At 46.5% G+C, this 18,013-nt stretch carries 19 protein-coding genes; 10 read left to right on the top strand and 9 right to left on the bottom strand.

What is annotated here, in order from left to right:
* Window positions 1-247: 247 nt before the first annotated feature.
* The 3 genes from trpA to ABWW54_RS15060 form a co-directional block, all read right to left on the bottom strand.
* Entirely contained in the window at window positions 248-1,036 is a 789-nt protein-coding gene (gene trpA / locus ABWW54_RS15070) for a tryptophan synthase subunit alpha (protein WP_353413407.1), read from the bottom strand.
* Window positions 1,023-2,276, bottom strand: coding sequence for a tryptophan synthase subunit beta (gene trpB, locus ABWW54_RS15065; protein WP_353413405.1), 1,254 nt, complete (start codon window positions 2,274-2,276; stop codon window positions 1,023-1,025). The genes trpA and trpB overlap by 14 nt, the downstream gene beginning before the upstream one ends.
* Window positions 2,277-2,432: 156 nt before the next feature.
* Window positions 2,433-3,200 (bottom strand): 4'-phosphopantetheinyl transferase family protein, encoded by a 768-nt coding sequence (locus ABWW54_RS15060; protein ID WP_353413403.1) that lies wholly within the window; start codon window positions 3,198-3,200, stop codon window positions 2,433-2,435.
* Window positions 3,201-3,367: 167 nt separating this feature from the next.
* Here ABWW54_RS15060 and ABWW54_RS15055 point away from each other — a divergent pair, with 167 nt between their 5' ends.
* The 9 genes from ABWW54_RS15055 to ABWW54_RS15015 all read left to right on the top strand — a co-directional run bounded on the left by ABWW54_RS15055 (window position 3,368) and on the right by ABWW54_RS15015 (window position 11,436).
* Window positions 3,368-4,057, top strand: a complete 690-nt coding sequence (locus tag ABWW54_RS15055) for a TVP38/TMEM64 family protein (RefSeq protein ID WP_353413401.1) — start codon at window positions 3,368-3,370, stop codon at window positions 4,055-4,057.
* Between the two features lie 2 nt (window positions 4,058-4,059).
* Complete coding sequence (gene lpdA / locus ABWW54_RS15050; RefSeq protein WP_353413399.1) at window positions 4,060-5,499, top strand: dihydrolipoyl dehydrogenase; 1,440 nt, start codon at window positions 4,060-4,062, stop codon at window positions 5,497-5,499.
* 5 nt (window positions 5,500-5,504) lie between these two features.
* Window positions 5,505-6,320, top strand: coding sequence for a DUF547 domain-containing protein (locus ABWW54_RS15045; protein ID WP_353413397.1), 816 nt, complete (start codon window positions 5,505-5,507; stop codon window positions 6,318-6,320).
* 595 nt (window positions 6,321-6,915) lie between these two features.
* A complete protein-coding gene (locus ABWW54_RS15040) occupies window positions 6,916-7,665 on the top strand; it encodes a DUF547 domain-containing protein (protein ID WP_353413395.1) in 750 nt (249 codons plus the stop codon).
* Between the two features lie 146 nt (window positions 7,666-7,811).
* Window positions 7,812-8,381 carry an L-threonylcarbamoyladenylate synthase type 1 TsaC gene (tsaC, locus tag ABWW54_RS15035; RefSeq protein ID WP_353413393.1) on the top strand — a complete coding sequence of 190 codons (570 nt, stop codon included), beginning with the start codon at window positions 7,812-7,814 and terminating at the stop codon, window positions 8,379-8,381.
* A 10-nt stretch (window positions 8,382-8,391) separates the two neighbouring features.
* A complete protein-coding gene (gene hemF, locus ABWW54_RS15030; protein WP_353413391.1) occupies window positions 8,392-9,306 on the top strand; it encodes an oxygen-dependent coproporphyrinogen oxidase in 915 nt (304 codons plus the stop codon).
* Window positions 9,306-10,574 (top strand): lipid IV(A) 3-deoxy-D-manno-octulosonic acid transferase, encoded by a 1,269-nt coding sequence (gene waaA / locus ABWW54_RS15025; protein ID WP_353413389.1) that lies wholly within the window; start codon window positions 9,306-9,308, stop codon window positions 10,572-10,574. Before hemF ends, waaA begins: the two co-directional genes overlap by 1 nt.
* A 127-nt stretch (window positions 10,575-10,701) precedes the next feature.
* Window positions 10,702-11,097 (top strand): hypothetical protein, encoded by a 396-nt coding sequence (locus ABWW54_RS15020; protein ID WP_353413387.1) that lies wholly within the window; start codon window positions 10,702-10,704, stop codon window positions 11,095-11,097.
* A gap of 12 nt (window positions 11,098-11,109) precedes the next feature.
* Window positions 11,110-11,436, top strand: a complete 327-nt coding sequence (locus tag ABWW54_RS15015; RefSeq protein WP_353413385.1) for a helix-turn-helix transcriptional regulator — start codon at window positions 11,110-11,112, stop codon at window positions 11,434-11,436.
* Here ABWW54_RS15015 and ABWW54_RS15010 read toward each other — a convergent pair.
* The 6 genes from ABWW54_RS15010 to ABWW54_RS14985 all read right to left on the bottom strand — a co-directional run bounded on the left by ABWW54_RS15010 (window position 11,433) and on the right by ABWW54_RS14985 (window position 16,953).
* Window positions 11,433-11,936 carry an NUDIX hydrolase gene (locus ABWW54_RS15010; RefSeq protein ID WP_353413383.1) on the bottom strand — a complete coding sequence of 168 codons (504 nt, stop codon included), beginning with the start codon at window positions 11,934-11,936 and terminating at the stop codon, window positions 11,433-11,435. The two genes, ABWW54_RS15015 and ABWW54_RS15010, sit on opposite strands and share 4 nt — an antisense overlap.
* Before the next feature lie 49 nt (window positions 11,937-11,985).
* Window positions 11,986-13,611, bottom strand: coding sequence for a 2,3-bisphosphoglycerate-independent phosphoglycerate mutase (gene gpmI, locus ABWW54_RS15005; RefSeq protein ID WP_353413381.1), 1,626 nt, complete (start codon window positions 13,609-13,611; stop codon window positions 11,986-11,988).
* Between the two features lie 55 nt (window positions 13,612-13,666).
* Window positions 13,667-14,293: an RdgB/HAM1 family non-canonical purine NTP pyrophosphatase gene (gene rdgB, locus ABWW54_RS15000; protein WP_353413379.1), complete on the bottom strand. Its 627-nt coding sequence runs from the start codon at window positions 14,291-14,293 to the stop codon at window positions 13,667-13,669.
* A 14-nt stretch (window positions 14,294-14,307) separates the two neighbouring features.
* Complete coding sequence (rph, locus tag ABWW54_RS14995) at window positions 14,308-15,045, bottom strand: ribonuclease PH (protein ID WP_353413377.1); 738 nt, start codon at window positions 15,043-15,045, stop codon at window positions 14,308-14,310.
* A 94-nt stretch (window positions 15,046-15,139) separates the two neighbouring features.
* Complete coding sequence (locus ABWW54_RS14990) at window positions 15,140-16,048, bottom strand: PP2C family protein-serine/threonine phosphatase (RefSeq protein WP_353413375.1); 909 nt, start codon at window positions 16,046-16,048, stop codon at window positions 15,140-15,142.
* A gap of 14 nt (window positions 16,049-16,062) precedes the next feature.
* Window positions 16,063-16,953 carry a serine/threonine protein kinase gene (locus ABWW54_RS14985; RefSeq protein ID WP_353413373.1) on the bottom strand — a complete coding sequence of 297 codons (891 nt, stop codon included), beginning with the start codon at window positions 16,951-16,953 and terminating at the stop codon, window positions 16,063-16,065.
* Between the two features lie 58 nt (window positions 16,954-17,011).
* On the opposite strand from ABWW54_RS14985, the gene ABWW54_RS14980 reads away from it, so the two are divergent.
* Window positions 17,012-17,872 carry a YicC/YloC family endoribonuclease gene (locus ABWW54_RS14980; RefSeq protein ID WP_353413371.1) on the top strand — a complete coding sequence of 287 codons (861 nt, stop codon included), beginning with the start codon at window positions 17,012-17,014 and terminating at the stop codon, window positions 17,870-17,872.
* Window positions 17,873-18,013: the final 141 nt, after the last annotated feature.

Below are 18,013 nucleotides of genomic sequence, written 5' to 3'. Positions count from 1 at the left end.
AGGGACGTTTTCATCGATTCTGCCTGAGTTGCTGGGCTTTGCAAGATTTGAGGGGTGGGTTAGGCGGGATGCAACAATCGTTTCTGTATTGCTGTTTGTTGATTGAAAAATCAAGATGAGCGCAAAATAAGCAGGTCGATATTTAAGTGCAATTTTACGTTAATGAACATCGTACCGAGTCCGATCTAAACTCGATACGGTGTTCATAAAGGATGTTTATTTTCGTGGCATTCTTTCGCCAAATTGTCTAAGCGGCTGGTAGCAATTGTTCGAAGAATTCTCTCAATGCGGTTTCCTTACCAGATTCCCAGGCCTTTAACGCCGCAGTTCCAATAACCGCGATGTCGGCATGTTGGCCGATGAAATCCACATCTTTAGACTTGCTAACGCCAAACCCCACGGCCAATGGAATGTTCGTAAACCGTTTGCAACGTTGGATAAAACTGGCCACTTCTTGGTTCATGTCGGTGTTACTGCCAGTGACGCCTTTTCTGGCTACTGTGTATACAAACCCGTCAGCCGATTGCGCTAATTCGGCTAGCCTGGCGTCGCTGTTTGTGGGTGTCATTAAAACAATTGGCGACAGATCAAGCTCGCGAGCAATATCATGCAACTCGGTGGCCTCTTCGATGGGCAAGTCAGGAACAATAAATCCATGACCTCCCGCTTCTTTTAAACGTTCAAGAAACGCGCGTTGTCCAGTTTTGAATACCGTGTTGAAGTAGCCCATCATGACAACTTTGAATGAAAAGCGTTTGCTTACTTTTGCCATAAAGTCAAAGCAATCTTGCACGTGCACGCCGCTTTCTACAGCGGCTTGATTAGCTTTGACAAATAACGGACCGTCGGCCGACGGTTCAGAGAATGGGAATTGCAGTTCGACTAAATCGACCCCAAACTCGTCCATAATCTCAAGTTCTTTCCAATTATCTTCAAATGACGGGTAGCCACAGACCACGTGGGTCATTATCAGGGCTTGTCGCTTGCTGTCGGAAAGCGCTTTTTTACGTTCAGATATGTAGTTATTCAGGGCCATATTCGTCTGCCTTTTGTCGAATGAATGTCTTCCAGTGTTCATCGCCGAGTGCGTCAGCAATGGTGAAAATGTCTTTGTCGCCGCGGCCGCTCATATTAATTAGGATGACCTCATCTTTAGACATTTGTTCAGCCTCTGCAATCGCCTGAGCGAAACCATGCGAACTTTCCAGTGCTGGAATGACCCCTTCTGTGCGCATTGCGAGCTTGAGAGCTTCGGTAACTTGGGCATCAGTGACCGCTTCAAATCGAACCCTATTCTGTTCCCACAAATGCACCAAAACTGGATTAACCCCAATATAGTCGAGACCTGCAGCTACGGAGTGGGTGTGTAGCATATTGCCATCGTCGTTTTGTAAGAAATACGTTTTCATCCCTTGCGCCACACCGACTGATGCGTCTTTGTAAGCTAGTCTTGCGGCATGATTACCCTTTCCTGGTCCAAAACCGCCAGCCTCACAGCCTATAAGTTGGGTGTCTAAGTCATCCATGAAGCCTTGAAAAAGTCCGATGGCATTAGAGCCGCCGCCGACACAGGCGTACACGCGATCGGGTAACTTGCCAGCGGAGCTGATCATTTGTTCCCTTGCTTCGCGGCCAATGATCGATTGAAACCAACTCACCATTTCCGGAAAAGGGTGGGGGCCACACGCCGTGCCAAGTACGTAGTGAGTGCTGTCCATGTTGGTGACCCAGTCTCGTAAGCACTCATTAATCGCGTCTTTGAGCGTTTGTTGGCCGTCTTGGACTGCGACAACCTCTGAGCCCATGTTTTCCATCCAGAAAACGTTTGGTCGTTGGCGGGCAACATCCACGGCTCCCATGTATATTTTACTTTCAAACCCAAAACGCGCAGCCATTGTGGCCGTGGCGTAACCATGCTGTCCTGCTCCTGTCTCTGCAATGACTCTGGTTTTACCCATGCGTTTGACTAATAAGCCTTGTCCCATCACATTGTTGATCTTATGCGATCCAGTGTGGTTTAGGTCCTCACGCTTTACGTATATTTGCGCGCCGCCGAGTTTCTTGGATAAGTTAGCTAAATGAGTGACCGGCGTTGGGCGCCCCGAATAACTTTGCATCAGGGCCATAAAGTCGTTCCAAAAAGTTGGGTCGTCTTTTGCCTTGCGAAACTCGGTTTTTAATTCTTCGATTGTGGTGTGAAGTATTTCTGGCAAAAAAGTACCGCCATACTCACCGTAATAGCCTTCTCGGCCATTGGCAAAGTTAAATAAATCCATGGGAGTGTTTACTAATGAAGTGTGGTTCTATCGTAACATTTGCGTTACGTCTAGTTAATAGTTTTAGGTAGATAACATCATCGTCAATCGTACATGGGGTAGATGATTTTTACGTGACCTGTCATTGCGAGGCTGTTTCTTGTAGGCGCAAAAAATCTAAATTAGCAATTCATCAAACGCCCGAAGTCGTAAGGGTTCGTGCGAAGCGTGAACAACACAGCCGATGTGTTGGCTTTTCAGGTTCAGTTGGCTCAGGCGCCAAGGAAGCCCCTGTTCGTCAAAGTAATTGTGGTTTGAGCAAGCAAGGCCAGCTTTGTCGAAGCTTAATAGCTCCCTCGAATTCATTTTGAAGTTGATCCCTTGCCCGGTTGCTTTACCGGATGCTTCTTTTCTTGTCCATATGGCTAAAAAGCGCTCGGGTATGACATTGCCGGAACTGTCTGTGACGAACGCTTGTTCAGATTCCGTAAATCTCTTTTTGACAATAGCGCGAAAATTACTTTTTCTTGAGATTGCTTCGATATCAACGCCCACCTCGCGATCTCGGCAGAAAGCAAATAGGGCGATTGGTCCTTCTGCACTGTCTGTGTCGGTGAAGTTGAATGTAATCCCACCTTCATGAAAGCTCAGGTAAGGCTTGTTTAGGCGTGTGTAGCTTAGTTTTACGGCGGCAGGGTCTTGCTTGGTATATGCTGCTAATAACTGTAATAAATAGTACCTGCCTGCCAGGTAGCTCGATTGACCAGCGATATGCCGACGGTGATATCGCTCTCGTTGTATATCACTCAACATCTTCAGTGCGATGGATTTTTGATTGGCATTTATCTTCAGAGGTAGGCACCATACGTGCAATTCCTGGTCATTTAGTACAGGAATGTTCTGCAGTGAGGCAGTGTGCCAATCTGGAGTAAGCCCGAGTGTCATGAGGGTCTCTGATGCGCGTCGATGATGTCTTTAGTGAGGTAGCGTCGAAAGAGGTTTATCAAAGGTGGGTAATATATTTTAGTATGTGTGGGTCTTGTAAGCATGACTCTTTAGAGTAATGGCGCCAACGGGCTTGCGCGAGTAAAAAGAACAATCTGAATAATAGTATGAAAGCAAAAATAATCATAATTGCCTTAATCATAGGCATTGCCGCTGCGGTTTACTTTTTTGAGTTGGGGCAGTATCTCTCTCTAGATTACTTTAAGGCGCAGCAGGCTACGTTTAATGAGTATTATCAACGTAACCCATTGCTTGTTGTCGCGGTCTTCTTTCTCGGCTACGTTGCGTTAACGGGTGCCTCAGTGCCTGCGGCAACGACATTAACGGTTTTGGCTGGCGCAATTTTTGGAACCGCTGTTGGCTCAGTGATTGTGTCGTTTGCAAGTTCAATTGGTGCAACGATTGCGTTTTTGGTGTCGCGCTTTTTGTTTCGTGATGCCGTCGAATCTAAATTTGGCGATCGTTTAGCTAAGATACAGGATGGTATTGAGCGAGAAGGGGCGTTTTACGTGTTCGGTTTGCGGCTGGTGCCTCTTTTTCCGTTTGTTATGCTCAATTCTTTGCTTGGACTTACCAAAATTAAGACCTGGACATTTTACTGGGCTAGCCAGCTGGGCATGGTTGCCGGAACAATCGTTTACGTAAATGCTGGTAGTCAGTTAGCGGAAATCGACTCTCTGGGGGATATCGCCTCACCAGGGCTGATAGCATCTTTTGTGGCGTTAGGCCTTCTGCCCATCGCATCTAAATACATACTTAATATATTACGTGGGCGTAAACAGGTTGAGGAGAGTTAATTATGGCGAAATACGAAGCTAACTTAGTGGTGATTGGGGCTGGTTCTGGTGGGCTTGTTGCGTCGTTAATAGCGGCAGCGGTTAAATCAAAAGTGGTTTTGATAGAACGAGAAAAAATGGGCGGCGATTGTTTAAACACTGGCTGTGTGCCAAGTAAGGCGCTTCTGAGGTCGGCGAAAATAGCAAATTACATGCATCGGGCCGAGGAGTTTGGTTTGGAGTCCGTTGAAGTCAAGCCCGTGTTTAAAAAAGTCATGCAGCGGGTGCAGGATGTCATCAAGGCAATAGAGCCACACGATTCGGTTGAACGTTTTACTGATTTAGGTGTCGAATGTGTTCAAGGTGAAGGGGAGATCGTAGATCCACATACGGTACGAGTTGGGGAGCGATTAATAACGACTAAAAGCATTATCATTTCGACGGGAGCCAGACCTTTCGTGCCGCCTATCACCGGGTTGGATTCGATGAGCTACTTAACGTCAGATAATGTATGGGATCTCGAAGACCTGCCAAAGCGAATGGTTGTGCTAGGTGGTGGCCCCATAGGGTGTGAGTTGAGCCAAGCTTTTTCTAAACTCGGTTCTGAGGTAACGATTGTCGAAATGATGGACCAATTAATGGGTCGTGAAGACGATGATGTTGCCACACACATTACTAAGAAATTTGAGAGCGAAGGAATTTCGGTATTGACGCAACATAAAGCGGTGAAGTTTGAGGAGCGAGAAGGACAAAATATTTTGCATTGCGAGTCTCCTCAAGGCGCGGTAGAGGTTCCGTTTGATCAAGTGCTTGTTGCAGTAGGAAGAAAGCCGAATACGGACCAAATGGACTTAGCGAAACATGGGATTAAGCTGCGTCGCAATGGCACCATAGAAACCGATGAATACCTGAGGACTGAAGTGCCGAATATTTTTGCTTGTGGAGACGTGACCGGGCCATATCAATTTACACATACGGCATCGCATCAAGCGTGGTTTGCGACAGTTAATGCTCTGTTCGGTTTCGCTAAAAAGTTTAAGGTAGATTACCGAGTGATTCCTTGGGCGACCTTTACCATGCCTGAGGTTGCACGAGTGGGTATGAGCGAAAGAGAAGCGAAAGAACAGAAGCTTGATTATCAGGTTACTAAATATGGAATTGATGATCTAGATCGAGCCATTGCTGACGGAGAGGCTCATGGTTTTGTCAAGGTGATAACGCCGCGCGGCAAGGATAAGATTCTCGGTGTGACCATCGTTGGTCATCATGCGGGTGATCTGATAGCTGAATACGTACTTGCGATGAAATATAACCTTGGACTGAATAAAATACTGGGAACGATTCACTTATATCCTAGCTTGGCCGAGTCTAATAAGTTTGTCGCTGGTGTTTGGAAGCGAGAGAATCAACCTCATGGCCTGCTCAAATGGGTAGAAAAGTTTCATAGCTGGCGTCGAGGGTAATTGCTGTGACCAGGCTTAAATTATTGTTTCTTTGTGTTGTTTTAGTGTGTCTGATCAATGTTAGTTGGGCCGCGCCTTCCTCGGAAGCTTGGAGTTTTTGGGCGGAGTACGATGACGAGTCATTGTTTGTTGTTGAGCATGATGATTGGCAAGTTATTTTGGATCGGTATTTGAATGCAAAGACTCAAGATGGCGTAAGTCGGTTCAACTATAAAGCGGTTACATCTGAGGACAAAAAACGTCTCAAGACTTACCTAAGTGGATTGAGTCGGTTAGACCCTAGAAAACTGAGACGTGCTGAGCAGCAGGCATTCTGGATTAATTTGTACAATGCTCTTACCGTTGATGTGGTACTTGACAAGTACCCGGTGGAATCAATTAGGAAAATACGCTTTTTTACTTCTTTATTTGGCCCGTGGGATAAATCATTAATTTCAATCGCCGGTCAGGAGCTCAGTCTTAACGACATAGAGCATCGAATTTTGCGACCGATTTGGCAGGACGCGAGAATTCATTTCGCTGTGAATTGTGCGAGTGTGGGTTGTCCGAATCTGCAGGAAAGAGTATTTACCGCACTGAATACTGATGAATTGCTGGAACTGGGTGCCCAGCAATTTATCAATCATCCGAGAGGTCTGTCCAGAGAAGGTGATGTGTTGGTGTTATCGAGTATATTTGATTGGTATGGAGTGGACTTTGGTGCGACAGAGGAAGAACTATTGGAGTATTTGAGTGACTTCTTAGACGCCGATAAATTAACTCAACTCGATTCAATTGAACAAATCTACTTTCAATATGACTGGTCTTTAAACGCTGAGTAAGGTCGGTCCGTTTTGAAGTCACCCGGGGATTGGGGAGGCGGAAAGTGGAACTTACTTATCATAAAGTTAATCAGCAAATTTTTTAGTTCGACACTGGTAGAGCGGATTGAGAGATGCAGAGCGACCCATGTTTAGTCAAAAACCACAAGCGAATAGATCCTTTTGCCCCGTGATCAAGTAAAAATATGCGCATAGGTATTGCGTCCCCTTACAATTGTCGGGTAAGGTTGGTTATAGACCGTTTGTACGGTAAATAAAAAGAGGTTGCGCAGAGCGTATTCGCTGCATTTATTGGGTAAAGCAGAACACGTGAATCTTTAAATAGGCTAAAAATATGGCCTAGTGCAGAGGGAGTGGTGTCAGTGTTAGGTCAACTACTTAGTTCGGGTATTGAGTCTTTTTGGTCTAATTAAGCCTCGTTAAAAAATAGAATGAAGTACACACGGTTGTGGGTGGGCGCGTTGGCGCACACATCCCCCGATGAGTTGTGTTAATAAAGAGGTGGAAAATAGTGGCTCGTACACGAAGTATTGTTAGTTTGGTCATGTTAGGAGTAGTTAGTTTTTTTACTGTTGCCACCATGGCGGCAGTGCCGATGAAATTAATTAAGTTTTGGAATGATGTTGAACCTGAAAGTTTGATTAATGTTGATCACAGTGCTTTTAAAGAAGTGTTAACCGCGTACATTTCTGATCAGCATCCAAGTGGGATCGCTAGGTTTAATTTCAACGCTGTTTCGGCGTCTGATCGAACCAAATTAGAAAGTTATCTTGACTACCTCCAGCTTCTTGAGCCGCGCCAACTCAACGAAGGCCAAGCTAAAGCCTATTGGGTAAATATCTATAATGCGGCCACTCTAAAGATGATGCTCGATGCCTATGAGGACGATCGTGTGTCGAGTATTCGCGATGCTAGAACTGGTGTGTTTTCGGCCAGACCTTGGAAGCGAAAGCTGGTAACCATATCCCAACAAAAGATGTCGCTTGATGACATTCACAATGGTGTTCTCAGGCCAATGTACAAAGACCATCGCATCCATTTTGCGCTGTTCTTTTTCTCCTTAGGGGGGCCGGATGTATCGGCTACTATTCTGGAAGGCGAAAATAACGAAGAAGTCTTGAATGCCTTGGAAAAGAACTACATGTCACATTATCGCGCAGCGCGTTTGAACGGGAGTGAGCTGGTCTTGTCCGGATTGTTTGAGACTTACGATACTGACTTTGCTGATGATTTCGATTCACTTCTGCAATACATCGCGCAACATGTTCCCGAAGAGATTTCCGCTGCTTTTCCGAACATTTCCGACACACGATACGAATACGATTGGGGAATTAATACTCCTTAAGCGCGTTCTATAGTTTATTCGTCGATCGTTTTAGGAAAATTGCGATCGAGGATCGGGCTCGACTAAGGTTATCGGTACTCGGACGTTTCACATTATTATTCGAGTGGCCTATGATGTGCTTGCCCGGTTGTGAACGATAGTAGTCGATGTTAAAAATTTCAAATAAGATTAAACGAGAACTAGATAGCGCATGTCGTGTACTCGATTCTGGGGGAGTCATTGCGTATCCGACTGAATATTGCTTCGGTTTAGGGTGTGATCCTCGTGATGAGACGGCTGTTCAAAGGCTACTGGATATTAAGGCTCGATCAGCAGAGCAGGGTGTCATTTTGATCGCAGCGAGCTTAGATCAAGTCAAGCTCTACGCCAATTGGTCTGAAATCTCAGACCCCGATGCCATCATGGATAGTTGGCCTGGCCCTAATACGTGGGTAATGCCTGCACACGAGAGCGTTTCTCCCATGGTTCGTGGCAAGCATGAATCCATCGCGATGAGAATTCCTCAACACGACTTCTGCTTGACTCTTTTGACTCAATATGGACACCCCATTGTGTCGACCAGTGCCAACAGAAGTGGTGAAAAAGAACATCTATTAGCAAGCACCGTTAAACAGGATATCGGTGTAGAATGCGATTACATAATCGATTTGCCCGTTGGGGGCGCGCAACGCGCGTCGACAATACGTGATGCAATAACCGGTACCACCCTGAGATAGAATCTAAAAAATGTCCGTGACGCTTAAGCAACGTGATCGTGTTGCAACTTACCTGAAATCATTGCAAGACTCCCTATGCCAATCTCTATCAGATGTTGATGGAGTTAAGTTTGTGGAAGATCAATGGAAACACAACAGTGGTACAGGAGGAGGCCGGACACGAGTGCTTTCTGGCGGCAATGTGATTGAGAAAGGTGGCGTTAATTTTTCTCATGTGGTTGGGGATAAGCTGCCACCTGCGGCAACGAATAAGCGTCCTGAGCTTGCGGGTAAGCGATTTGAAGCCATGGGGGTGTCTCTCGTCGTTCATCCCTTGAACCCTTTCGCTCCTACGTCTCATATGAATGTTCGGTTCTTCATTGCCGGAGCGGACACCGAAGAGCCTGTGTGGTGGTTTGGTGGTGGTTTTGATATGACGCCCTACTATGGGTTTGAAGCCGATGCGGTGCATTGGCATCAGACTGCGAAAGATGCGTGTGCGCCTTTTGGTGGAGATATTTACCCAAAATTTAAAAAGTGGTGTGATGATTATTTTTATCTCCCCCACCGTGAAGAGCAACGAGGCATTGGCGGATTGTTTTTCGATGACCTTAATGAATCTGGGTTTGAATCAAGTTTTGAGCTAATGCAAAGCGTCGGGGATCATTATCTCAAAGCGTACTTGCCTATTTTAAATCGGCGTAAAGCAACCCCGTATGAACAGTCTCAGCGTGATTGGCAATTGCTTAGGCGGGGGCGGTATGTCGAATTTAACCTTGTTTATGATCGTGGTACTTTATTCGGTTTGCAGTCGGGCGGAAGAACAGAGTCAATTTTAATGTCCATGCCTCCAAAGGTGGCTTGGGAGTACCGTGCAGAGCCCGAAGAAGGTACACCAGAAGCAAATTTGCTTGAGGAGTTTATCGTTCCAAAGGACTGGGTTTGATGATCTATATCTATCGAACTTTATTGAACCTGGCCATTCCATTCGGCTTAATAAGCTTGTGCTTACGAGGGTTTAAAAATCCTGATTATTGGTCTCGTTGGTCAGAGCGATTTGGCTCGGCCAGTGAAGAGGTTAGGTCAAATGCTCCGTACGATTTATGGGTTCATGCTGTTTCGGTGGGTGAAGCGAGAGCGTCAGCGCCGTTGATTCAACGGCTGATCAAAGAAAAGCCGGGAATTAACATATTGGTGACCACAACTACACCGACTGGGTCGGCCATGGTTGACATGATGCTCCAAGGTAAAGTGTCTCATTGTTATTTTCCGTATGATCTTAATTGGGCCATTAAGCGATTTGTCGCCACAGTCAACGCGAAGGCCGTGCTTGTCATGGAGACCGAAATTTGGCCTAACTTAATATCGGCGGTAAAGCAGTCGGGCGCTAAATTATTCTATACCAACGTTCGTTTGTCTGAGCGATCTTACGCTGGTTACGCTAGGTTTCCGAACTTCGTGCAAAGCATTCTTGAGCAAGTTGATTTCTTTGCAGTTCAAGGTAAGAACGATCGAAAGCATTTGCAGCTATTGGGAGTTCCTGCTGAAAAAATTGCTGAGACAGGCAGTATTAAATTCGACGTAAATATTGCCCCTAGCCTTCGAGAATCCGCTGAGGTCATGCGTCGACAGCTAGGTCAAGATAGACTGATCTGGATCGCAGGGAGTACACGCGATGGGGAAGAAAGTAAGATTTTGGCGGCGTACAAATCTTTAAAAGAAAAGTTTCCTAGCCTCTTGTTGATACTGGTGCCCAGACACCCGGAGCGGTTTGATTACATGGCTCGAAAGATTCAAAGACGTGAGCTTGTGTGTGTTAGACGTACCGAGGACGTGGCCGAGTTGTCGGCAGACGTGGATGTTTATTTAGGGGACACGATGGGCGAACTTACGTTGATGTATGCGTGTTCGGATGTCGCTTTCGTGGGAGGCAGTTTAGAACCATTGGGCGGGCAGAACATATTGGAGCCATGTGCATTGGGAGTGCCGGTTGTTTTCGGTCCGCACATGTTTAATTTTCCAGATATTAGTCGCTGGACGATTAAAGAGGGTGCAGGAAAAATGGTGAAGGATGTTGATGAGTTGACTGACGTTGTGGCTGAGTTGCTAGCTAACCCTAGCTTGCGAGATGAAATGGGCAGTAAGGGCATGGCGTTTATTGATGCACATCGAGGGGCCTTGAAGAAGAATTATGACCTTATTGAGCGCCTTTAGTCGCGCGACGTTCTCTAGTGTCATAAAACTGTCGTTTAACTCCTCTTTAGTGTTACCTTTGTGTCCTCACCCTCTATTTCCAGATCATGTCTAATAAGCTTAACTTAAGTCTTACTGTATTTACCTAATGACATTTAAAGAATTTATTGGCTATGACCTTCATATCTCTCGTGTCGCTTTCGAACACGAAGGTACGGAAATCGTGTTTATTCATGACTTTTTTATTTTAAAACGCCGAATTTACATAGATGGAGAGCAAGTATTCAGCCGGCATTCGAATTGCCTTGGGTTTCTGACCGACTCCGATTTCAGTTATCTCGGAAATCATTATCGAGTGATCACTAGGACACTTAACTTTCTCTCGATGAAACAGGACGTTACGGTCTGGGTTAATGGTGTTGAGGCTGGCCGTAAAATCGACCCTTTTTACGCGGCACTTGCTCTAAAACAAAAATTTCACGCGGCTTTCGGTGCACTAGGCCTGGGTGCGGTGGTTGGCATGCTTTCAGCCCTGATATTTTAGTTTGGAGCGGTCATGTTAGTAGACTCTAATAAAATGAAGCACATGAGGCTCTCCAAAAATTGGACTCAACAACACTTGGCCGAAGTGTGTGGGGTCAGTATGCGGACGATTCAGCGAGTCGAAAAAGACGGTGTTGCTTCAAACGAAACGGTTGCCTCGTATGCGGCTGTATTCGAAATGCCCGCGTCTGATTTTTTGATTACCATTGAAGAGTTTGATAATACGAATCGGTCAGATTCGGACAGTGCATTAATGTCGCGCCTTGGCGGACTTATTTTTATCGGTGGGTTCGCCGCTGGGATTGGTGCGGGAGTTGCTCTTGCTTTGTGGTTGATTTAAGCGCCTATTTTAAATAACGCAGCCAGCGTTTTGGCGTCCTTGATGTCACCTCTCATCGCCATGCCTTTTACGTCATCAATAGCCATCCAATGAGCTTCGAGTTGCTCGGCGTCATCAAGGTTTAGTTTGCCTGGGCTCAGTTTTTTTGCTTCAAAAAGATAGAGTACTTCATTACTAAACCCTGGGCTGGGGATTATGGTGCCAAGGTCGCGCCAGCACTCGGCCTTTATTGCCGCCTCTTCCTCCAGTTCTCTTTTGGCGGTTTCAAGTGGCGGCTCTCCAGGTTCTAAACAGCCAGCTGGTAATTCCCAAATAAACTCACCAACGGCGTGACGCCATTGTTTCAATAGGCAAAGCCGATTTCGTTCATCAATTGCCACTATTACGGCTCCGCCCGGGTGTTTGACGATATCGAAATACGTGTGATTGTCATTTGGCAGATCAACGCGTTCCTTGTGAACCGATATGAGTTTTCCTTTGTGAATGGTGCTGTTGGACATGACGTAGGATCTAGTTGATCATTTGAGTTATGCGGCCGCGATTAACGGGCTAAAACTTAATTAGACTGGGTTGATAGCCCTCTGGTGCTTCATACCCAAGTAAGTTTAATGTGGTTGCGGCGATGTGAGTTAAACCTGCGTCAGTGGGAGGCGCAAGCTGGTATTCACCAGCGTAGTTTGGGTCGACAATCGCCAGCGGTACAGGACTTAATGTATGGCTGGTTTTGGGGACTCTAACTCCGTTTTTTTCAGTGTACATAATGTCGGCATTGCCATGATCAGCCGTATAGATGAGGATCCCATCATGCTCCTTTATGGTTTGGATTAACTTGGCAACACATTCATCCACGACCTCCATCGCTTCGATGGCCGCACCCAAGTCTCCTGTGTGTCCCACCATATCGCCATTGGCGATATTGAGACGACCGAATCGATACTCGCCGCTTTCAATTAATTTAATCGTAGCGTCAGTTATTTCTCGCGCCTTCATCGCTGGCGCTTCGTTAAATTCAATATTATCGGATGGAATCTCGATGTAAGTTTCCAGCGACTCGTCTATGTAACCGGAACTATTGCCGTTCCAAAAATAAGTAACGTGTCCGTACTTTTGCGTTTCTGATATGGCGAACGATTTAACCCCATCAGCGCACAAGTATTCGCCTAATGTTCGGTCTATTTGAGGTGGGTTAACCAAGTATTGATTGGGAATGAAGTCATCGCCATCATACTGAAGCATTCCTGCGTAAAACAAGCTTGGATGCACTCCAAACTCAGATCGATCAAATTTATCGAAATCGTCACGTTCGTAAGCTAGTGAGATTTCAATGGCACGGTCGCCTCTAAAGTTGAACAGAATGACGGCGTCATTGTCCTTCATCTTGCCTACTGGTGCGCCGTCCTTACCGATAACAAACGCGGGAAGGTATTGGTCATCTTTGCCTGTAGATTCATACATAGCCTCAACGGCGTCGGCGGCAGATTCAAACTGTGTGCCCACGCCGTGAGTGTGACAGTTGTAGCCACGGCGGACCATTTCCCAGTCAGCTTCGTAGCGGTCCATCGTTATCTCCATTCGACCGCCGCCACTAGCGATTCGAAAGTTGGCTTCATATTGCTCGTTGATTTTATCGATAAGCGCTTCGGTCTGCTCAATGTAAATCAGGGCGGAGCGAGCGTCCACATCCCGACCGTCGAGTAGGACATGTAAACAGCATTCTTTAACGCCTTGGTCAGCCGCCTTACTCATCAAGCCATAAAGGTGCTTGGTGTGGGCATGTATATTGCCGTCTGAATGAAGGCCCAATAAGTGAAGGGTGTTTTCTTTGCCGTGTTTAATAGCGTCTCCCCAAACATCCGTTTCGAAAACTTCGCCGCTGGCCAAGGCTTGATTAACAAGCTTTGCACCCTGCGCAAATATTCTTCCAGCGCCAATCGCGTTGTGTCCTACCTCGCTGTTACCCATGTCGTCGTCACTTGGCAGTCCGACCGCCGTGCCATGTGCCGCGATTTCAGTGTACAGCTCTTGGTTGGCCAACATATCAAGTGTTGGCGTATTCGCTTCTGATACGGCATTACTGGGCGAGTCAGGAGCCACACCGACACCATCGGCAACAAGAATAACAACGGGGCCTTTACGGCCGGAAAAAGACGGATGCTTAGTTAACTTGAGGCTCATAATGTTCTAAATCAGTACAAAGTTGACGATAAAAAGGCTGGCGTTAAATTTTAATCTAAGGGGTTTTACTATCAAAGCTTAGTGAAGATATAAGTTTGTGTTTAAGTTCAGTCATCGCGTTTCCTCGATGACTGAATTGTTTTTTTTGTTCAGGCGTTAGCTCGGCTGCGTGACACGATAGTTCAGGAACGTAAAATATAGGGTCGTAACCAAATCCATTCTTCCCTTGGTGGCTTCGCGCAATTTCTCCGTTCCACGTTCCTTGGCAGATAATGGGCGTCGGGTCGAGCTCGTGCTGCATGTAAACCAGCACGCATTGGAAACGAGCGGATCTATTACCATGCTTTTCAAGTGCATTAAGTAATTTTACGTTATTTGCTTCGTCTCCTCGGTCGGCTGGGGTTGGGCCGTCTGAGTACCGACTGGAGTATATTCCAGGCTGTCCGTCCAGAGCGTCAACCTCTAGTCCCGAATCATCCGCGATGGCTGCTAGCCCTGTATGCTTACATGCATGCCGGGCTTTAATAAGCGCATTTTCGACAAAGCTTAAGCCATCTTCGATGGCTTCTGGAAAGTCAAACTGGCTCTGGGGGATTACGTCAACACCCAGCTCTGAAAGCTGGCTTTGCATTTCCGCTACTTTGCCCGCATTGCCGGTAGCTAGAACAATTTTTTTACTCATTTTCGTTGTGATTTTCAGGATTCAAGCGCCGCGTTTTGAGCATCAATAAGCTGGGCTATTCCTTGTTCTGCCAACATCAGCATAGCTTGCATTTCCTGCCCGCTAAATGGCGCACCTTCAGCAGTGCCCTGTACTTCGATGAAATCGCCATTATCGTCCATGATGACGTTCATGTCTGTCTCTGCATTGCTGTCTTCAGGGTAATCTAGATCAAGCACTGGTGCTCCTTTGTAAATACCAACGGATACCGACGCGACTTGCCTTTGCAGAGGGTTTTTCTTAATCAATTTTTGATCGAGCATGTATTGAATTGCGTCCGTCAAAGCGACGTAGGCACCGGTAATTGATGCGGTCCGAGTTCCACCGTCTGCCTGAATAACATCGCAATCAAGAGTGATTGAGTGTTCGCCGAGTTTTTTTAGATCCACAGCTGCGCGTAATGAGCGTCCAATCAGGCGCTGAATTTCTTGAGTGCGCCCCGATTGTTTACCTCTTGCGGCCTCTCGCCCCATGCGAGAGTTGGTTGACCTAGGAAGCATGCCGTATTCCGCAGTAATCCAGCCTTTCCCTTGGCCCTTTAGAAAATGAGGTACTTTGGTTTCCACGCTGGCGTTGCAAAGTACTTTGGTATTGCCACAGCTAATTAACACGGACCCTTCCGCATGAGCCGTGTAGTTTCGTTCAATTTTGATGTCGCGTAATTGGTCAGTTTCACGGCCGCTGGGGCGAGAAATAGTTTGGTTATTACTCATTGTTATCCGTTGGTATTTTAATTAGAGCTGCCACGAGGGGCAATGAGCAGGCGAAGGCGTTACATGATCCTTCTAACTGCTGAAATTTTGGGTTTTAAAGTTGGTCGTCAAGGTCAGAAATGAAGCTCTCTATTTCATTGATGGCTTCATTTAAGTCCTTCATATCGAATTTTTTCTCGCCGGGCTTTGCTTCGGTTGTTGGCGCTTCTTTTGCTCGCGATGCCTGAATCGATTGGTCTAACAGCTCAACCGTGTCTGGCTCATCAAATTCATTAAATTCAGGGTTGTCTAGTTGTTTAACCGCCCAAAATAACACCACCACCGACAGGTTGTCGCTGGGGGCTTTGTTTCGGTTCTCGAGCGTTTGTAGCAAACTGTCTAGTCCCAAGCTTGGGTGTTGTGGGTCGACGTACTCACTGAGATCTTCAGGGTCAAAACAAGCCCAAGCACCGTCAGTGGCTAAAAAGAAAACATCACCTTCTCGCATCTTTCGAGGCTCACTTACCTCGGGCCTTGGCGCTTCTAGACCCCCGACGCATCGATTGATCGGCGCGTTGCCCTTCCTTCCTGCTTTTTGTGAAACATGATCTTCGGTAATGAAGCGTGATTGTCGCCTTCGAATTAAGTAAAGTCGACTATCACCTGAATGTGCCCAATGCGCAATGCCTTTGTATATCAAGCAAACGACACAGGTTGTTTTGGGTGATTCAACGGGTAGACCTTGAGCAACCGCTCTACGGTGAATTGAGTGGTGCGCAAAGTTAATAGATAAAGTGAGAAAGCTCTGTGCTTTTTCCAGTTGAGCTGGCGTCGCTTTTTTAAAAGAGTCGCCCATCGCCTCAACAAAGCATTGAGATGCTACTTCACCACCTTCATGGCCACCCAGTCCGTCTGCCACCACCAACAGAACCGCATTTTCACGCTCAAAAATAGCGGTGCTGTCCTCATTATAATCCCGGCCACCTTGGTGGCTTTGTTGTCCGACGGAATAATGCATTTCCATTTAATTGCGTCCTGCTATCGTGTGGTCATGATGTCTACAAACTCGTCCACTGACTGAGGGCGTTTGGACGCATCCAAGCTGCTAGCCCGATCTATTGCTTCGATCAGTTTGGGTCTGTAGTACTGGCCGTGAGTATCTTTCAATGGCCTTAACGTGTCTTTTTTTAGTCGCTTAACGGCGCTTGGCGGCGACTTATGTGTGATGCAGGCTCTCATTGTCATTGCGATTGCGTACAGATCTGAACACAGATCGAGATCTGTTTTTTCATGCTGCTCAGGCGCTGAGTATCCATGCGTCAAGGTATGAACCTTATGTTTTTCTGCCGAGGGAAACTTGTAAGCCGCCCCTAAATCCAAGATCAAAGGAACGCCACTTGCCCTTAACAAAATATTAGACGGCTTGATGTCCAGATGTAAAAAGCTGTTTTTGTGGACTTCCTTCAATCCAGCTAAGGTCATACTGAACACGCTTAAGATGAATTCCTCATCAGGAACATAGTCGGTGTTTTTGATAAACCATCTTAGATCCTTGCCATTTTCGTAACGCATGACTAGGTAGGCGGTATTGTTGGCGCGGAAAAAATTGGAAACATTGACTATATTGGGGTGGTCAATTTGAGAAAGCGTTAATCCTTCATCGAAGAATCGCTTCAGCCCGATATGGTATTTGTGCTCTTGGTCTTTAGGGAAAATATGTAACGAACCATCACGTGCTCGACGCATACAGTTAGTAGCGTAGAATTCCTTGACGGCTACAATCGTGTTGGTTTTCGTGTCTAGTGCACTGTAAACCACACTGAAACCACCGACTCCGATGACTCGTCCAATCTTATAATGTTCCACCATTGTATCCGCTTTTAACGGCATGGCAGGAATGTTCTGAGTTTTGGGTTTTAATAAGCTCATTCGGTTATTATAGACCTTCACGCTAAATCATCAATCATTGCGAGCATTTGTATACACTATGACACAAAGTATGACCGCCTACGCTCAAGCATCAGTGACAACTGAACTTGGGGAACTGAGCTGCGAACTTCGCAGTGTGAATCATCGCTACTTAGAAGTTGCACCCAGAATGCCAGAAGAATTGCGGCTGCATGAAGGCGCGGTTAGAGAGTTAATTGGTGAAAAACTGGCTCGCGGGCGCGTCGATGTTTTTATTCGCTTAAAGGAAAGTGAGTCCAGTGGTCTTGAGCCAAATCATGAAGCGGCCTCTAATCTAAATGCTCTTTTGTTGCAGATGCGCAAGACGGTACCCGAAATGTCCGCCATACGTGCTGTCGACGTTTTGCGCTGGCCTGGCGTGTTACAGGCAAAAAAGGTTGCTCCTGAGTTGATGAAAAGCAGTTTGATGGCGGTGCTTGGAGAGGCGCTTGAGGGTATGAAGCACGCGCGTGGTACAGAAGGGCGCAAAATGGCGGCGTTAATTCATCAACGGTTAGCTGGAATTGCCGATGTAATCGAAGAGGTTGTTGAGTTTTTGCCAGAGATAGCACAAGGCTATCGGACACGCCTAGATGAAAAGTTGGCCGACATCAAGGATCAGCTAGACCCTAGCCGCCTCGAGCAGGAGATGGTGATTTTTCTACAAAAAACCGACGTTGCTGAGGAGTTGGACAGGCTAAAAGTGCATGTCGAAGAAGTGACGGCCGTCTTAGATAAGCCGGAACCAGCGGGTAGACGTTTAGACTTTTTGATGCAGGAGCTAAATAGAGAAGCGAATACATTGGGCTCTAAGGCTCATGATCCTCGCCTAACTAAGGCGAGTGTTGATTTAAAAGTGTTGATAGAGCAAATGCGAGAGCAGGTTCAAAATATCGAATAATTGCGATGGTGTTAGCTATGAAATTTGCGGTTAGTTGTCTGCAAGACAACCGCTCGTATCTTATTGGTTTGACAGGTTTGGCCGTAAAGGAGCCGGATTTGGTGCTGTGTTAGTCAAATTTGCAATCTTTAACCGAGGGTA

It is taken from the genome of Arenicella sp. 4NH20-0111 (genome assembly GCF_040366405.1).
Lineage (GTDB): Bacteria > Pseudomonadota > Gammaproteobacteria > Arenicellales > Arenicellaceae > Arenicella.
The sequence above is the reverse complement of the archived record's forward strand: the minus strand, read 5'-3'. Positions and strand labels throughout refer to the sequence as shown.

Bases quoted from the DNA above. Each gene is read 5' to 3' on its own strand.
- trpA (WP_353413407.1), bottom strand. From the start codon at position 1,036: ATGGCCCTGAATAACTACATATCTGAACGTAAAAAAGCGCTTTCCGAC.
- trpB (WP_353413405.1), bottom strand. From the start codon at position 2,276: ATGGATTTATTTAACTTTGCCAATGGCCGAGAAGGCTATTACGGTGAG.
- ABWW54_RS15060 (WP_353413403.1), bottom strand. From the start codon at position 3,200: ATGACACTCGGGCTTACTCCAGATTGGCACACTGCCTCACTGCAGAAC.
- ABWW54_RS15055 (WP_353413401.1), top strand. From the start codon at position 3,368: ATGAAAGCAAAAATAATCATAATTGCCTTAATCATAGGCATTGCCGCT.
- lpdA (WP_353413399.1), top strand. From the start codon at position 4,060: ATGGCGAAATACGAAGCTAACTTAGTGGTGATTGGGGCTGGTTCTGGT.
- ABWW54_RS15040 (WP_353413395.1), top strand. From the start codon at position 6,916: ATGAAATTAATTAAGTTTTGGAATGATGTTGAACCTGAAAGTTTGATT.
- tsaC (WP_353413393.1), top strand. From the start codon at position 7,812: ATGTTAAAAATTTCAAATAAGATTAAACGAGAACTAGATAGCGCATGT.
- hemF (WP_353413391.1), top strand. From the start codon at position 8,392: ATGTCCGTGACGCTTAAGCAACGTGATCGTGTTGCAACTTACCTGAAA.
- waaA (WP_353413389.1), top strand. From the start codon at position 9,306: ATGATCTATATCTATCGAACTTTATTGAACCTGGCCATTCCATTCGGC.
- ABWW54_RS15020 (WP_353413387.1), top strand. From the start codon at position 10,702: ATGACATTTAAAGAATTTATTGGCTATGACCTTCATATCTCTCGTGTC.
- ABWW54_RS15015 (WP_353413385.1), top strand. From the start codon at position 11,110: ATGTTAGTAGACTCTAATAAAATGAAGCACATGAGGCTCTCCAAAAAT.
- ABWW54_RS15010 (WP_353413383.1), bottom strand. From the start codon at position 11,936: ATGTCCAACAGCACCATTCACAAAGGAAAACTCATATCGGTTCACAAG.
- gpmI (WP_353413381.1), bottom strand. From the start codon at position 13,611: ATGAGCCTCAAGTTAACTAAGCATCCGTCTTTTTCCGGCCGTAAAGGC.
- rdgB (WP_353413379.1), bottom strand. From the start codon at position 14,293: ATGAGTAAAAAAATTGTTCTAGCTACCGGCAATGCGGGCAAAGTAGCG.
- rph (WP_353413377.1), bottom strand. From the start codon at position 15,045: ATGAGTAATAACCAAACTATTTCTCGCCCCAGCGGCCGTGAAACTGAC.
- ABWW54_RS14990 (WP_353413375.1), bottom strand. From the start codon at position 16,048: ATGGAAATGCATTATTCCGTCGGACAACAAAGCCACCAAGGTGGCCGG.
- ABWW54_RS14985 (WP_353413373.1), bottom strand. From the start codon at position 16,953: ATGAGCTTATTAAAACCCAAAACTCAGAACATTCCTGCCATGCCGTTA.
- ABWW54_RS14980 (WP_353413371.1), top strand. From the start codon at position 17,012: ATGACACAAAGTATGACCGCCTACGCTCAAGCATCAGTGACAACTGAA.